12 protein-coding genes are annotated in these 15,378 nt (G+C 47.3%); 4 read left to right on the forward strand and 8 right to left on the reverse strand.

Going from position 1 to position 15,378, the window contains the following annotated elements; genetic code table 11:
- Positions 1-328: 328 nt before the first annotated feature.
- The 4 genes from ICN11_RS08280 to ICN11_RS08295 all read right to left on the reverse strand — a co-directional run bounded on the left by ICN11_RS08280 (position 329) and on the right by ICN11_RS08295 (position 3,154).
- Positions 329-547, reverse strand: coding sequence for a hypothetical protein (locus tag ICN11_RS08280; RefSeq protein ID WP_216229968.1), 219 nt, complete (start codon positions 545-547; stop codon positions 329-331).
- Positions 548-626: 79 nt separating this feature from the next.
- Complete coding sequence (gene ttdB, locus ICN11_RS08285; protein WP_216229969.1) at positions 627-1,235, reverse strand: L(+)-tartrate dehydratase subunit beta; 609 nt, start codon at positions 1,233-1,235, stop codon at positions 627-629.
- On the reverse strand, positions 1,232-2,131 hold the full coding sequence (gene ttdA, locus ICN11_RS08290; protein ID WP_216230035.1) for a L(+)-tartrate dehydratase subunit alpha: 900 nt from the start codon (positions 2,129-2,131) through the stop codon (positions 1,232-1,234). The genes ttdB and ttdA overlap by 4 nt, the downstream gene beginning before the upstream one ends.
- Before the next feature lie 51 nt (positions 2,132-2,182).
- Complete coding sequence (locus tag ICN11_RS08295) at positions 2,183-3,154, reverse strand: tripartite tricarboxylate transporter substrate binding protein (protein WP_216229970.1); 972 nt, start codon at positions 3,152-3,154, stop codon at positions 2,183-2,185.
- A gap of 129 nt (positions 3,155-3,283) precedes the next feature.
- On the opposite strand from ICN11_RS08295, the gene ICN11_RS08300 reads away from it, so the two are divergent.
- Complete coding sequence (locus ICN11_RS08300; RefSeq protein WP_216229971.1) at positions 3,284-4,201, forward strand: LysR family transcriptional regulator; 918 nt, start codon at positions 3,284-3,286, stop codon at positions 4,199-4,201.
- A gap of 55 nt (positions 4,202-4,256) precedes the next feature.
- On the opposite strand, the gene ligA is transcribed toward ICN11_RS08300, so the two are convergent.
- The 3 genes from ligA to smc are packed head-to-tail and all read right to left on the reverse strand — an operon-like array spanning position 4,257 to position 10,874.
- Complete coding sequence (gene ligA, locus ICN11_RS08305; protein ID WP_216229972.1) at positions 4,257-6,272, reverse strand: NAD-dependent DNA ligase LigA; 2,016 nt, start codon at positions 6,270-6,272, stop codon at positions 4,257-4,259.
- Between the two features lie 9 nt (positions 6,273-6,281).
- Entirely contained in the window at positions 6,282-7,334 is a 1,053-nt protein-coding gene (locus ICN11_RS08310) for a cell division protein ZipA C-terminal FtsZ-binding domain-containing protein (RefSeq protein ID WP_216229973.1), read from the reverse strand.
- Between the two features lie 18 nt (positions 7,335-7,352).
- Positions 7,353-10,874: a chromosome segregation protein SMC gene (gene smc, locus ICN11_RS08315; RefSeq protein WP_216229974.1), complete on the reverse strand. Its 3,522-nt coding sequence runs from the start codon at positions 10,872-10,874 to the stop codon at positions 7,353-7,355.
- 174 nt (positions 10,875-11,048) lie between these two features.
- On the opposite strand from smc, the gene dapD reads away from it, so the two are divergent.
- Genes dapD through prmB form a run of 3 tightly spaced genes read left to right on the forward strand, consistent with a single transcriptional unit; the run spans position 11,049 to position 13,967 of the window.
- Positions 11,049-11,876 carry a 2,3,4,5-tetrahydropyridine-2,6-dicarboxylate N-succinyltransferase gene (gene dapD, locus ICN11_RS08320; protein WP_215333495.1) on the forward strand — a complete coding sequence of 276 codons (828 nt, stop codon included), beginning with the start codon at positions 11,049-11,051 and terminating at the stop codon, positions 11,874-11,876.
- 9 nt (positions 11,877-11,885) lie between these two features.
- Positions 11,886-13,037, forward strand: a complete 1,152-nt coding sequence (gene dapE, locus ICN11_RS08325; protein ID WP_216229975.1) for a succinyl-diaminopimelate desuccinylase — start codon at positions 11,886-11,888, stop codon at positions 13,035-13,037.
- Between the two features lie 33 nt (positions 13,038-13,070).
- Positions 13,071-13,967: a 50S ribosomal protein L3 N(5)-glutamine methyltransferase gene (gene prmB, locus ICN11_RS08330; protein ID WP_216229976.1), complete on the forward strand. Its 897-nt coding sequence runs from the start codon at positions 13,071-13,073 to the stop codon at positions 13,965-13,967.
- 13 nt (positions 13,968-13,980) lie between these two features.
- On the opposite strand, the gene radA is transcribed toward prmB, so the two are convergent.
- The gene (gene radA, locus ICN11_RS08335; RefSeq protein WP_216229977.1) at positions 13,981-15,345 is read right to left on the reverse strand and encodes a DNA repair protein RadA; all 1,365 of its coding nucleotides are present in this window, start codon (positions 15,343-15,345) and stop codon (positions 13,981-13,983) included.
- Between the last annotated feature and the right edge of the window lie 33 nt (positions 15,346-15,378).

Raw genomic sequence — 15,378 nt, forward strand, 5'->3', positions numbered from 1 at the left:
AGCGCTCCCACATTAAATCCTTCTGGGTGGCTGTGTAATAGATTCGAGGTCGTTGTTTCATGAGCAACACTCCTTGCGCTTACGCAGTTAGTAGTGTGTTGCATCGACGGGTTGAAATCAAGACCCAAAGTAGACATTGGCGGAGCTAACTCATATGTGCACAGCAAATATCGAGCCAGCCATTTAATCTAGCTTTTTCGTAGGGGTAATGGAATTTTTCTTTAAATTCAGAGCGTTTATGGCATTGCTTGGCGATTTCTGCGCACCGCTCCAGCGTCCAAATTACCGGCACAGCGGGCTTTCGCTTAAACCCGACAATATGAGTTGTTCATTTAGTTAACCAGCCCCTATTAATTGCTTTTTGATAGCTAACTGGGCTCCCTCTCTCCCACTCATCTCTTGTCTGGTATTTCTCTGCTTCTTCTTTACATAGGGCTAGAGTCCAATAACTATCATCAGATAACATTTGGTTGGCACACCAGGTTCTGACTGGGAAATTACTTCTAAAGGATTTAATAAAACTGCTTTGGATATTTTCAGAACGCATGAATTTTTCCTAACAATCAAACCTTTTTAAGTAATGACGTGGGCCACCAAGTAAGCTCACGTCATTTCATGAAAGGACATTACTTAATAAAACGAATTTTCTCGTTAATCTTGCTCAGAATTGGGCCCTTCTTGGCATTGAAGACTTTCTTATTTTCTTCAATCAGGTTTTTGCCCTTAGTATCAATAGAGATAATTAGCGGTCCAAATTCTTTTACTCGGTTAACCCACAGTGTTTCTGGCATACCCAAGTCTTTCCATTGAGCATCTTCAATTTTCTCAACCTTAGTAGCCGCCAACACAGCACAGCCGCCTGGGAAAATAGCATGGACTGCCTTGTTCTCAACACAACCTTCTTGCGTTTCAATACCCATACCGCCTTTACCTACTATCAATTTCACGCCAGTCTGCTTGATAAATTCTTTTTCAAACTTTTCCATGCGCATGGATGTTGTTGGTCCAATGGAAACCATTTCATATTCGCCATCTTCTTTTTGGCGAACAATCGGGCCAGCATGAAAAATTGCTCCGCCCCTAAGGTCAACCGGCAACTCACGTCCCAACTCGATTAGACGACGGTGAGCAACGTCACGACAAGTCACCAAGGTTCCAGTGAGATAAACCACATCACCGATGTTTAATGCTTCTAAATCTTCGTCTTTGATTGGTGTTTGTAGAATTTTCTTCACAGCTTGAATCCTTCGTGGGAAATAATTTCATAAGACATATCAGCGTTGATCTTGATCTTGCCGCGGCGATGCGCCCAGCATCCAGTTGATACAGCCACACCGATTGTGGAAGGGTGACGCGCGGATGACTCAATGTTTACACCCATCACACTATTGGCACCAGTAAGTCCTTGTGGACCCAATCCCAATTCATTAAGTCCTTCAGTGAGCAACTCTTCCATCATTGCCGCATTTTCATTTGGATGACTTGAGGTCACTGGGCGCAAAATTGCCTTCTTAGATAAGCGGGCAGCAGTCTCTGCTGAAGTAGAAACACCAACGCCAACCAATAACGGTGGGCAGGCATTTACACCACGCGATGTGATGACATCAAATACAAACTCAGCAACACCTTCATAGCCTTGTCCTGGCATTAGCACCTTTGCGGCACCAGGCAATGTACAGCCACCACCAGCCATATAAACGTCGACGATACAGTGATCAGCTCCAGGGATGATTTCCCAATCAAGCCATGGAATCTTTGAACCAGTATTGGTGCCAGTATTTTTTTCTTCGAAAGTTTCAACTGCGTTATGACGTAATGGACCTTCTTTGGTAGCACCTTTAGTAGCGTTAAGCAAGATATCTTCCAACTCGCCCAATAAAGGAAAGTTTGAACCCGCTGACAAGAAGTACTGAATGACTCCGGTATCTTGGCAACTTGGACGATCTAACTTATCTGCCAACTCTTGATTCTCGCGCATTGATTCAAAAACTTCTTTTGCCAAAAAGTTCACTTCCTTGCTTCGTAACTCACCTAATTTGGTAGTTACATCTGTTGGCAAACGCTTGCCGATGTATGAAGTAAATTTAGAAAGGACATTAGTTAAGTCCGCTACCGCTACTTCTTTATCCACTACGGATGATTGCTTATCCACGAGTAATTTCCTTTTTAAGTCGTCGGGTGATTACTGAATTGAAACGTTTGCTGCCTTAGCAACCTCAGAGAACTTGGCAGTCTCATCTGCGATTTGCTTTGCCATTTGTGCCTGAGTATTACCAACAGGCTCAGCACCAATATCAAACATTTGCTTTTGAAACTCTGCTGACTTAATAATCTTTACAACCTCAGCATTTAACTTAGCTGTGATGTCCTTAGGTGTGGCTGCGGGAGCCAACAATCCAAACCAAGTGCCTATGTTTATTCCTGGAACGCCCGCCTCCGCCAATGTTGGTACGCCTGGCAAAGTTGATGAACGCTTGGCCGTTGTTACCGCCAATGGGCGAAGCTTGTTTTCGCGGATGAATGGGAGAACTGGTGTGATCGTGTCAAATGACATGGTCACTTGACCACCCAACAAGTCAGTCGTCAGAGGAGCACTACCCTTGTAGGGAACATGCAATAGCTTTGTACCGGTGATCATTTGAAACTGGGTACCAATCATGTGTTGTGCTGTACCGTTGCCATTTGAGCCATAAGAAAGTTCATCTGGTTTAGCCTTTGCCGCAGCAATAACTTCCTTAACACTCTTGTATGGAGAGCTGGCACTCACAACCATAATGTTCGGCACTAAAGCCACTGTAGTAATCGGTGCGAAGTCTTTTTCAAAGCTGTAAGGCAATGTTTTATATACGCTGGGCGCAATCGTATGGTGTACCGCACCCATAAACAAGGTGTAACCATCAGGATTGGATTTTGCTACTAGGCCAGCACCTAATGTGGCTCCAGCACCAGGCTTGTTGTCCACAATGACTGATTGACCTAATACTGGACCTAACTTTTGAGCAACTGCCCTTGCCAACACATCAGTGGTCCCGCCCGGTGGAAATGGCACAACAATGGTGATTGTTTTAGTTGGGTAACTTTGCGCGGATGCCGCGCCAACCATTCCGCACAACAAAATACTCGCCAGGCTATTTTTTGTTACTTTCTTTAACATTTTGTCCCCTCCAATAATTGACTCCATCAGCCCATTAGAGGCTTGGAATATTGGCACTATAAATTTGAAGGGTATTAAAAAATCATGTATAAAGTTAAACCATAGTTAACTTTTACTTAACAATCGAAAATGGCTAAAAGTATTAATCCCGCTGATTTAGGATTCTTTTCAACGCTCATCAGCTCTGGGAGTCTTGGGGCCGCCGCCCGTGAGCTTGGGGTGACAACTGCCGCAGTAAGTAAACATTTAGCGCAAATGGAATCTCGCCTAGGATTAGTGCTCGTAAATAGAACCACGCGAAGAATGAGCCTTACCCATGAGGGCGAAATCTATCTAGACCATGCCAGAAGAATTTTGGGTGAAATTGATGATCTTGAGCATATGCTGTGGGGCTCAACAAAAGCTCCACAAGGCTTACTTAGAGTCAATGCGACACTCGGATTTGGACGCAGTCATATCGCGCCTTTAATAGCTGAATATGTAAAACAATTTCCACAAGTAGATATTCAATTACAGCTATCCGTAAACCCTCCCCCGATTACCGATGATGCCTATGATGTTTGTTTTCGATTTGGTCATCCACCTGACTCTAGATCAATTGCTAGGCTGATAGCCCCCAACAAAAGAATACTTGTAGCCTCTCCCGCCTACATTAAGGAATATGGCGAACCAAAGTCACCCAGTGAATTAATTAAACACAACTGTATTGGCATACGCCAAGGTGATGAGGGTTATGGACTGTGGCGCTTCTCGAGCGGTAAAGGTAAGTCAAAAAATGAATTTACCGATAGCGCAAAAGTTCGCGGTAACTTAACAACAAATGATGGTGGCATTGCCGTGAACTGGGCGCTAGATGGCCGAGGCATTGTTTTGAGGGCTGAATGGGATGTCACACAACACCTTAAGTCCGGCAGATTAATACAGGTAATGAAAAACTTTGAAACACCAGATGCTGATATCTATGCTGTCTATGCTGAGCGCCATAAAACATCTGTGAGGGTGAAAACATTAATTGACTTCGCTATTGCGTCATTTGGAGCCAGGTAGCTTTTATTGATAGTCCGTTATTGGCCGAAAGCAGCCAATTAGATTGGCGGGTAATTTAGCTTAATAAGTCCAGCATTGCAGCCTCATCAATCACTGGAATGCCTAGCTCCTCAGCTTTAGTGAGCTTGCTTCCGGCATCAGTACCAGCAACTACATAGTCAGTTTTCTTGGAAACTGATCCAGCAACTTTAGCGCCTGCTTTTTCGAGCAGATCTTTTGCTTCATCTCTTGTCATGGTTGGGAATGTACCTGTGAGCACAAAGGTTTTTCCCGCCACGGCTGCGCTGATGACTTTTTCCTCAACGGATAGCTGCATTCCAGAGGCTAAGAGTTGCTCGATCACTTCGCGGTTATGAGCTTCTTCCATAAAGCTAGTGATGGAGTCGGCCACTACGGGTCCAACATCTTTAACCGTTAGTAAGTCTTCGAGGTTGGCATCCATCAGAGCATGCATGGTTTGGTAGTGATTAGCTAAATCTTTGGCAGTGGTCTCACCCACATGACGAATACCCAATGCAAATATAAATCGGGCTAAGGTGGTGTTTCTGGATTGATTGATTGCAGCGATGAGGTTATCGGCAGACTTCTCGCCCATGCGCTCCAGATTTGCGATAGCGGTAAAGCCAAGACGATAGAGATCAGCGGGTGTTCGAACTAAATTGTGATCAACCAATTGATCCACGATCTTCTCACCCAGACCCTCAATGTCTAAAGCTCTTCTATGGGCAAAATGAATTAATGCTTGCTTGCGCTGTGCGCCGCAAAATAAGCCGCCACTACAACGAGCTACAGCCTCGTCTGCCAATCGCTCAATATGTGAATTACATACAGGGCAGCTTGTTGGCATGACAAACTCTTGCGCATTATTTGGTCGACGCTCTTTGACTACCGAAACCACTTCCGGAATCACATCCCCTGCTCTTCGCACTGAAACGGTATCACCAATACGCACGTCTTTACGCTTCACCTCATCTTCATTGTGGAGGGTGGCGTTGGTAACAGTTACCCCGCCCACTTCTACAGGAGCGAGTCTTGCAACAGGAGTAATGGCACCAGTGCGGCCTACCTGGACATCAATTCCTAGAACGGTAGTTAAAGCCTCTTGCGCTGGAAACTTATGGGCTAAAGCAAAGCGTGGAGCTCTGGATACAAAGCCTAACTTGGCTTGCTCAGCAAAGGAGTTGACCTTATAGACCACACCATCAATGTCATATGGCAAAGAATCTCGCTTTGCACCAACCTCGTTATAGAACGCCAAAATCTCTTCTACGGATTTGAGAACGCGGCGCTCTGAACAAACTGGCAAGCCTAGCTTGACATAGGCATTAAGTAACTCTTCGTGGGTTTTTGGAAGCCAAGACTGTGGCTCCAATGCGCCCAAGCCATAGGCAAAGAATGAAAGCGGTCTTTTGGCGGTGATCTTGGAATCTAATTGGCGCAAACTTCCTGCTGCAGCATTACGGGGATTGGCAAATTCTTTCTCACCCTGGGCGGCAGCTTGTACATTCATGTTCTGGAAGTCTTTGAGGTACATAAAAACTTCACCTCGCACCTCCAATACAGCTGGGATGTTCTCACCTGTCAGTTTTAGTGGAATAGCGCGAATGGTTTTAATGTTGGCGGTAACATCTTCACCGCTAGCACCATCTCCGCGTGTAGCTGCTCTTACTAAGGAGCCATGCTCATAGCGTAGTGAGATCGCTAGACCATCAAATTTCAGCTCACCCGCATAATCCACCTGGTCGACATGGAGACCCTCACGGCAGCGGCGGTCAAAAGCAATCAGCTCAGCATCCTCAAAAGCATTATTCAAAGAAAGCATCGGCACTGCATGAGTTACTGAATCAAACTCTTTTAGTGCGGCACCACCGACTCTTTGCGACAGCGAATCAGCAGTCACCCACTCAGGATGCGCAGCCTCAATATCAAGTAACTCGCGATAGAGGCGGTCATATTCACTATCAGGAACAATAGGGTTATCTAGAACATAGTAAGCATGCTCTAAGCGAGCTAGCTCGGCTTGTAAGAATGCGTAGCGATCCGCTAAATTTGTCGGACTGGAGGACGACAAAGCGATTCCTTAACTAAACAGTCTGCTGGCAGTAGAAGATCCAGCTGGAACGCCGCTCTTCTCAAGATTGGCATATAAGACATCAAGATGCTGACGAATGCTAATCACAGCGGCTTCAGTCAGATTGATACCGTTGTCATCAACCAAGCGACCGTGGGCTGCTTGAGCGATCTCGATACCCTCACCCAACATGCGCTCGAAAGCGCGCTCTTCATGAGAGACCAAAGGCACTTCAAGCAATAAAGTTACTTGCTTAACAGGTGCATTGGGATCGATTTCTGCGCTGGTAAAGATGAGTGTGCCGTTGCTATAAAACTCATAGGCGCGGCCATTACGAGAAAGTCTAAAACCACGTTTGCGCATCAAGGCATCAAAGTTAGCGCCAGGAGTTACCTCATCGAAAAGCACATTAATACTTAACTGAATATCACTCTCTGCGGCCATAGAATCGAGCTCTTTAGCGCTATCAAGCATTGCACTCACGCTTGGCATATCAATTTGAGAACCCAGCGTTTCTGCAAGTGCTTGAGCACGAGAACAAAAATCAGATAACTCCAAAACGCCAATTGGGCCACGGCGGCTAGCTAACTGAATTGCCAACTGCAACTCAGAATAAGACGCTTCTGGGCGTAAAGCCTCCCAATCTTCAGCGGCATCAACATCCGCATTTAAACCTTCGCACATCCAGCGCGCTGTTGAAGTTGCAGGCACTTCATTCCAAGTATTAATTTCTTCTAAGATTTCAGCGCCACTAATGCCCTCATCAAAACGCAGGGTGATAACGCAATCGATCCGAGGATCTATTGAAAAACTCTCTGGAGCGGAAACTGCCGGGAGATTTATCTCGCCAAAAGATGGTTCAGTCCGCCCTTCTGGCTCAGCAAAGCCTTGCCCAAAAGAAGGCTCTCTTGGGAGTTGATCCGCCGCAGAATATTCACTGGCAGCTTTTGCCTTACGGCGAGCACGAGCGTATTTGAGATTCAGAATGGCGACTGAAATGAGAATCAGTAGACCAATCACAGCCAAAGCGAACTGCAAGTCAGACAAACCTAACATTGTCATGAATTGCTCTAGATCCACTTAAGCTGCCTCCACCATCGATACTGCAGAAGAAATATCCACCGCCACAATACGAGATACACCCTGCTCTTGCATGGTCACACCAATCAACTGATGAGCGATTTCCATAGTGATCTTGTTATGTGAGATGAACACAAATTGAGTCTTATTAGACATTTTGGCAACCATCTGCGCATAACGCAAGGTATTCGCATCATCCAAAGGCGCATCAACCTCATCAAGCAAGCAGAACGGTGCAGGATTGAGGAGGAATAAGGAGAAGACCAAGGCAATCGCGGTCAAGGCCTTTTCACCACCAGAGAGTAAGTAGATAGAGCTGTTCTTCTTGCCTGGAGGCTGAGCCATCACTTGTACACCGGCATCCAAAATTTCTTCACCAGTCATTACCAACTCAGCATGACCACCACCAAATAACTCAGGGAATAGTTTTCCAAAATGGGTATTAACCTGATCAAAGGTGCCCTGCAAGAGATCACGGGTTTCCGCATCAATCTTGGCAATCGCATCTGTCAAAGTCTGCATTGCTTCATTCAAGTCAGCAGACTGTGCATCCAAGAACTGCTTGCGCTCACGTGAACTAGAGAGCTCATCCAATGCAGCCATGTTCACTGGACCTAAGGACTGAATTTCATTGCCAAGGCGGGTTACTTCGCTTTGTAAAGCACCCACCTTCAGGTCAGTACTAAAGCTAGCTTCCAATGCAGTTAAGTCCGCCTCGGCATCTGAAAGCAAGGTTGCAAACTGTTCAAAGTTCAAACGGGCAGCCTGTTCACGCAACTGCAAATCAACCACTTTGTCACGCATTGGCTGAAGGCTACGTTCAATTTGCAAGCGAACTTCATCGGCTTCACGCAATTGATGTAATAGCGCATCTTGTTCTGTTCGGGCATTTGCTAACGCTGCTTCACGAGCACTGCGAGCAAGCAATAGGCCTTGTAACTTATCTTGAGCCTCTTCATCACTCAGAGTTTCAAGCTCTTGTTCAGAGGTGGCCTGCTTGTCCTGGATCTCCATGATCTGCACGCGCGCAGTACTTTGATCGCGTTGCAAGTCAGCAATACGTTGCTGTAAAGAGCGGGTTGCAAAGGCCGCCTCTTGAGCGGACATCTCGGATGAGCGCAAGGCTTCACGCAGACGATCGCGCTCTTGGGTTGCTAACTCGAGTTTTTCTTGGGCGATAGCGAGATTTTCTTGCAAGCCTTGCTTAGATTCTTCTGACTGAGCAAGTTCTTCAGCGGATTGCTCTTGAGTTTGAATTAATTGCTCCATTTGCTGGCGCAACTCACTTAACTCACCCTGAATTTGTTCAGCGCGTTGGCTGTACTTTTCTTCAGCTTGAGTTAATTGCATTCTTTCCACTTCAAAGCCGTGTACTTCTTGTACGGCTTGCTCAGCAGCGATGCGAGTTTGTTCTGCAGTTTGGTGGGCAGCCTGATAGTTGGCAGCACATTGATCCAACTCACCTTGCAACTCACTTTGAATGAGTTTCTGCGCACGCAATTGCTTCTCAAGACCTTCCATCTCTTGAGCACGCGCCAACATACCAGCTTGCTCAGAGTCGGCTGCATATAGCTGCACACCCACACGACTGACTAAGTGACCTTGTTGAGTAACAAAAGCACCGCCAGCAGGTAATTTCTCGCGGCGATGCAATGCATCTTCCAAGCTATTGGCGATATAGATATTGTCTAGCCACTCTTGCAATACAGCAGCAACGCGAGGTGCACCTGCGCTTTGAACACGAGTCAACAGTGGAATGAAATCCGCTGGCACAGTAGTGTGCGCAGGAGAAATATCTTCTGTTAACAAAATCGCTAAACGACTTGGAGGAGCGTCATTCGCTAAAGCTAAAGTTTCTTGAACGCTCTTAGCAGTAACGGCAGCTAAGCGCTCGCGCAATACGGACTCCAAAGCAGCTTCCCAGCCACTCTCGACTTTGAGCTCTTGCCACAAACGCTTACTCTCTTTTAAGCCTTTGCTCTCAAGCCATGGGCCGATCTTGCCTTGAGCTTGAACGCTGGCTTGCAAGGCTGTTAGTGCGGTGAGTTTTGCTTCGGTTTGAGCCAGCTCTTGATTAGCCGACTGAATCTGTTGTTGTGCGGTATTACGAGCTTCATCGGCAGCCGGGACACGTTGTTGCGCCTCACCTGCTTTTTGTCTTGCTTCATCAACCTTACGTTGTGCCATCGCATGACGATCAATTGCCATTTGCAATGCTTCTGCATCAGGCCTACGCATACCAGCAAGCTCTGCCTCAAGACGGGTATCGCGCCCCTTGAGTTCTTCAACTTGTGTAGAAATAGCTTTAACGCGCTCACCCAAACTTGCTAAGCGCTGATCAATCGTTGCTAAGTTCTCACGGGCATCGTTGAGTTCGCGTGCGTGAACTTGATAAGCCTCTTCGCGTGCTGGCATTTGCTCTTGCAAGCCAGATAAATCAGCAATTAATGTTTGCTCTTTTTCTGCAGCCAAGCTGAGTTCTTGCTCAGCAGTGCGCTGAGCTTGAGCAGCATCAGTTTCTTGGACAGTCCAACGTTGAAGTTGGGCTTGTAAATCTTGAGATTGCTGCTGCAGGCGCTGACGAGCTTCCTGTACATAACGAATCTGTGACTCTACTTGGCTAACATCAGCATTAGTTTGATACAAATCGCCTTGAGCTTGAGAAACTTTATCCTGCAAAGCGTACTGCTCAGTGCGCATTGTCTCGAGCTCAGTCTCCACGTGACGCATTTTAGCCGTCTGCTCTTCTAAACTTACTTGTAACTCGCGAGCGCCGTTGGCATGACGTTCTTGTTCTTTACCAGCCTCAGTCTGACGTACGAACCAGAGTAACTGTTGCTGAGACTTCATCTCTGTAGACAGTTCAGCATGACGCTCAGCGACGGTAGCCTGCTTCTCTAAGCGAGTTACCTGCTGATCGAGCTCGCGCAGAATGTCTTCTACGCGTACTAAGTTCTCTTTTGTATCTTCAAGGCGGGAAGCGGTTTCTTTACGACGCTCTTTGTATTTGGAAACACCTGCAGCCTCTTCCAAGAAAACACGCAGCTCTTCTGGTTTTGCTTCCAAGATGCGATTGATCGTGCCTTGCCCGATGATCGCGTAGCCTCTTGGACCCATACCGGTGCCCAAGAAAATATCTTGAATGTCTTTACGACGCACAACTTGATTGTTGACGTAGTAACTAGAATTGCCATCGCGTGTCAGAACACGTTTGATACCCAATTCTGTAAAAGCACTCCACTGACCTTGAGCACGCCCTTCTGAATTATCAAAAATGAGTTCCACACTGGCGCGACCAGATGGTTTACGCAAACCAGAGCCATTAAAAATAACGTCCTGCATGGATTCGCCACGCAATTCACTAGCGCGAGACTCACCCAAAACCCAGCGTACAGCGTCAATAATGTTCGACTTTCCGCAACCGTTAGGACCCACAACACCGATCAACTGACCTGGCATTTCAAAATGGGTTGGATCGACGAAGGACTTAAAGCCGGAAAGTTTGATGGATTTCAGTTGCACGGCGTACTTTGCAGGGAAAAAAGGGGTTCAAATAAGGGGGTAAAAATTATTACTAAAGTGGGAAGATGATAGCAAGCTTAGGGCTCCTCACACGGGTTTTTGCCCCACCGATATAATGATTAATCTACTTCCAGGGGCAAAACCCCTTAACAATCTGATAGTTAACTGAAAAGCATGAGCCAATCACCACAAAGCATCATCGAACAAGCCTGGGAAAACCGCGCAAACCTGTCTCCTGAGGCCGTTTCCGGGGAAATCCGCAACGCTGTCAACGCCGTACTCGAAGGTCTGAATACCGGCAGTATTCGTGTGGCTGAGCGCCGTAGCGTCGGTAAATGGGAAGTAAACCAGTGGGTTAAGAAGGCTGTTTTGCTCTCTTTCCGCCTGGAAGACAACAAACCCATGGGTGCTGGCGGCTATACCCAGTTCTACGACAAGGTGCCAAGCAAGTTTGAGCACTACACCGCTGAAGACTTCGCTAATGGCGGCTTCCGTGTAGTTCCGCCTGCAATGGCTCGCCGTGGCTCATTTATTGGCAAAAATGCCGTTTTAATGCCTTCTTACGTCAATATTGGCGCCTATGTAGGTGAAGGCACGATGGTTGATACCTGGGCAACTGTAGGCTCATGCGCTCAAATCGGTAAAAACGTTCACCTATCTGGTGGCGTTGGTATTGGCGGTGTTTTAGAGCCAATTCAAGCTGGCCCTGTGATTATTGAAGATAACTGCTTTATTGGTGCCCGCTCCGAGGTCGTTGAAGGCGTGGTTATTGAAGAAAATGCTGTTCTCTCAATGGGCGTATACATTGGTCAAAGCACCAAGATCTATGACCGTGAAACTGGTGAGATCCATTACGGGCGCGTTCCAGCGGGTTCTGTTGTGGTTCCAGGCTCACTCCCTTCTGCTTGTGGCAAGTACAGCCTGTATGCCGCGATCATCGTCAAAAAGGTCGATGCTCAAACTAGAGCAAAAACTGCCATTAACGAACTCTTACGCGATTAAGTTGAATTTATGAGCGCTACCCTTGAGCTTACTGAAGCCCTTATCTCCTGCCGCTCGGTAACCCCAGCGGACGGAGGCTGTCAGGAGCTCATTGCTAAACGCCTTCAAGCAATCGGCTTTCACACTGAGAGCGTTATTAGTGGTCCTGAGAGTTTTCGGGTAACCAATCTTTGGGCGATCAAAAAGGGTGTCAGTGGTGATCAAGGCGAAGTCTTGATGTTTGCTGGCCACACTGACGTAGTGCCTACTGGCCCACTAGAAAAATGGACCAATGATCCATTTACACCGACTATTCGTGATGGCATGCTCTACGGTCGCGGTGCTGCGGATATGAAAACTTCTCTTGCAGCATTTGTGGTTGCTACAGAAGAATTTGTAATTACCCATCCAAATCACAAAGGCTCCATTGCCTTTTTGATTACGAGCGATGAAGAAGGCCCGGCCAATGATGGCACTGTCATCATGTGCGAGCGCTTGCAAAAACAGGGGCAGCGTTTAGATTACTGCGTCATTGGCGAGCCAACCTCAGTCGACCAATTGGGCGACATGATTAAGAATGGTCGTCGCGGCTCCCTCTCAGGCAAGCTTAGGGTCAAAGGTATTCAGGCGCATATCGCCTACCCTCACCTAGGCAAAAATCCGATTCATATTTCAGCACCAGCAATTCAAGCGCTAGTGGAAACTGAATGGGATAAAGGTAATCAGTATTTCCAGCCTACTAGTTTTCAGATTTCCAATATTCATGCAGGCACTGGCGCGAACAATGTCATTCCTGGTGAATTGGCAATTGATTTCAACTTCCGCTTCTCTACCGAGAGCAAGCCAGAAGAGTTGCGTAGTCGTCTAGAAGGCATTCTCACTGCAGCAGGTCTCGACTTTGAGATTGATTGGGTCTTAGGCGGCAGCCCATTTATTACCGGCGATGGCGCCCTTGCTGGCGCCTTGCGCAAGGCTATCAAAGCTGAAACCAAAATTGATACAGAGCTCTCCACTACTGGCGGTACAAGCGATGGTCGCTTCATTGCTAAGATCTGCAAAGAGGTGGTTGAGTTTGGTCCGCTCAATGCGACCAGCCACAAGATTGATGAGTGCGTGATTGTGGATGATGTCGTGCCACTCAAAAATATCTTCCGCAAGACTCTCGAGCAACTTGTTGCTTAAGAATATTTAGCCAAATACTTTTCATAAAAATTCATGGACCCTGCGCCCCAGCAATCTCTGACGCTTGATCAATGTATTGATCAAATTGCACAACGACTAGAAACAGCAGATTTACATTACGGTCATGGCGCCATTGATGCCCAGAGCGAAGCTCTGTGGATTGTCAGCAAACAACTAGATCTAAGCCCTGCAGATGCACTCGACCACCTAGAGCAAGTCATAACTGCCGAGCAAATTGCCGGGGCTTTTAAAGTTACAGAAACTCGCATCTCGACACGCAAGCCCTTGGCTTACATCTTGGGTGAAGCTTGGTTAATGGGTGTACCTTTTTACTCCAGCGAGCAAAGCATTGTTCCCCGCTCATGGATCGCCGAACTCATTGTTGATGGTTCACTGGAGCCCTGGTTGCCCGCCGATGGCAAAGCTCTAGACCTATGTACCGGTAACGGCTCATTAGCGATCTTACTAGCCTTGGCTTGTCCTGATATTCATGTCAGCGCTTGTGACATTAGCCTGCCTGCATTAGCGGTTGCCTCTCGAAATCTTGATCGTCATAGCCTCACTTCTCAAGTAGAACTTTTTGAAGGCGATCTATGGGATGCGCTTCCAGAACCCCATGAAGACAATCTCTTTGATCTCATCATCTGCAACCCGCCTTACGTCAACGCCAATTCCATGAACGCTCTTCCCGCTGAATACCACGCAGAACCTGCCTTGGCATTAGCAGGTGGCGATGACGGCATGGATCTGATCCGTAAAATTATTGCTGGTGCCCCTGACTACCTATCTGAACGTGGTGCCATTCTGATTGAGATTGGCAATGAGTATGAGCACTTTAAAAGAGCGTTTCCGCAGATCCCCGTCATTTGGATGGAAGTATCCGCAGGCGACGAGCAAGTCCTGCTCATTCAGGCAGAAGACTTACGCTAAGTTCATTGTTGGTTTAGCTTAACTCTGCAGCCGCAGAGATAGCTTGATCAATCCGCTCTACGGGTATCACCCTTAATCCCGGAATTTTTGCCTTAGGCATATTGGCCTTCGGAATAATTGCCACTGTGAAGCCGAGTTTAGCCGCCTCTTTAAGGCGCTCCTGACCACGTGGGCAGGGACGAATCTCTCCAGCCAAACCAACCTCACCAAAGACAATTAACTCTTTCGGTAGCGCTTTATTACGAATCGATGATTGAATTGCTAACAACACTGCTAAGTCAGCCGCTGGCTCAGAGATCTTCACACCACCCACTGCGTTTAAGAAGACGTCTTGATCAAAACAGGCAACACCCGCATGGCGATGTAATACCGCCAAGAGCATGGCTAAACGAGCCTGCTCCAAACCAACAGCCAAGCGGCGAGGGTTGGGAATGTGCGCAGTATCTACGAGCGCCTGAATCTCTACCAAGAGCGGGCGACTGCCCTCTTGCGTAACCAATACGCAAGCGCCAGGCACCATCTCCGCATGTTGCGATAAGAAAATCGCTGAAGGATTAGCAACTCCGCGCAAACCTTTTTCGGTCATGGCAAATACGCCGAGCTCATTGACTGCGCCAAAACGGTTTTTAATCGAGCGCACCAATCTAAATGAGGAATGGGTATCGCCCTCAAAGTACAAAACAGTATCCACAATGTGCTCAAGCACGCGAGGACCAGCTAAGTGACCATCTTTAGTCACGTGACCCACCATCAAGACACAGATACCGCTGGATTTAGCAGCTCTAGTTAATTGGGCAGCACACTCTCGTACTTGTGCAACGGAACCTGGAGCCGAACTCAGCACTTCTGAATACAAGGTTTGAATAGAGTCAACCACCAAGACCTGTGGCTTCACCGTATCCATGATGGACAACAGTTTTTCCAATTGAATCTCAGCCAACACCTCTAATTGAGGAGCCTCCAATGCAATCCGCTTTGCTCGCAGTGCAATTTGCGCAGCAGATTCTTCGCCACTGCTGTACAGGACATTCATTCCTGCAGCGCTCATCTCGGCTAGCGCTTGTAACAATAGAGTAGATTTACCAATGCCCGGGTCACCACCCAAGAGCACTACACCTCCAGGAACTAATCCACCACCCAGTACGCGATCAAACTCTTCTACGCCAGTACTAAAACGCGGAAGGTCTTCAGCTGAAATGGCGGAAAGTTTTTGACGAGGCAATGACTGAGCCAAACCCTGAAAGCGAGTATTAGAGCTCACCTCAGGTAAGCCCTCTTCTAGCGTATTCCACGCCTGGCATGAAGGGCACTGCCCTTGCCACTTAGCAGAGGTCCCGCCGCATGATTGACAGATGTAGATTGTTTTAATCTTGGCCAAAGTATTACCTAGTAATTAGTGAGTGCAGCAGTA

It is taken from the genome of Polynucleobacter sp. 78F-HAINBA, assembly GCF_018882325.1.
Taxonomy (GTDB): Bacteria; Pseudomonadota; Gammaproteobacteria; order Burkholderiales; family Burkholderiaceae; genus Polynucleobacter.

Excerpts from the sequence above, each read along its gene's own strand:
- ICN11_RS08310 (WP_216229973.1), bottom strand. The coding sequence starts at position 7,334 with ATGACAATGTTAGGTTTGTCTGACTTGCAGTTCGCTTTGGCTGTGATT.
- dapD (WP_215333495.1), top strand. The coding sequence starts at position 11,049 with ATGAGCCAATCACCACAAAGCATCATCGAACAAGCCTGGGAAAACCGC.
- prmB (WP_216229976.1), top strand. The coding sequence starts at position 13,071 with ATGGACCCTGCGCCCCAGCAATCTCTGACGCTTGATCAATGTATTGAT.
- ICN11_RS08295 (WP_216229970.1), bottom strand. The coding sequence starts at position 3,154 with ATGTTAAAGAAAGTAACAAAAAATAGCCTGGCGAGTATTTTGTTGTGC.
- ICN11_RS08300 (WP_216229971.1), top strand. The coding sequence starts at position 3,284 with ATGGCTAAAAGTATTAATCCCGCTGATTTAGGATTCTTTTCAACGCTC.
- ICN11_RS08280 (WP_216229968.1), bottom strand. The coding sequence starts at position 547 with ATGCGTTCTGAAAATATCCAAAGCAGTTTTATTAAATCCTTTAGAAGT.
- dapE (WP_216229975.1), top strand. The coding sequence starts at position 11,886 with ATGAGCGCTACCCTTGAGCTTACTGAAGCCCTTATCTCCTGCCGCTCG.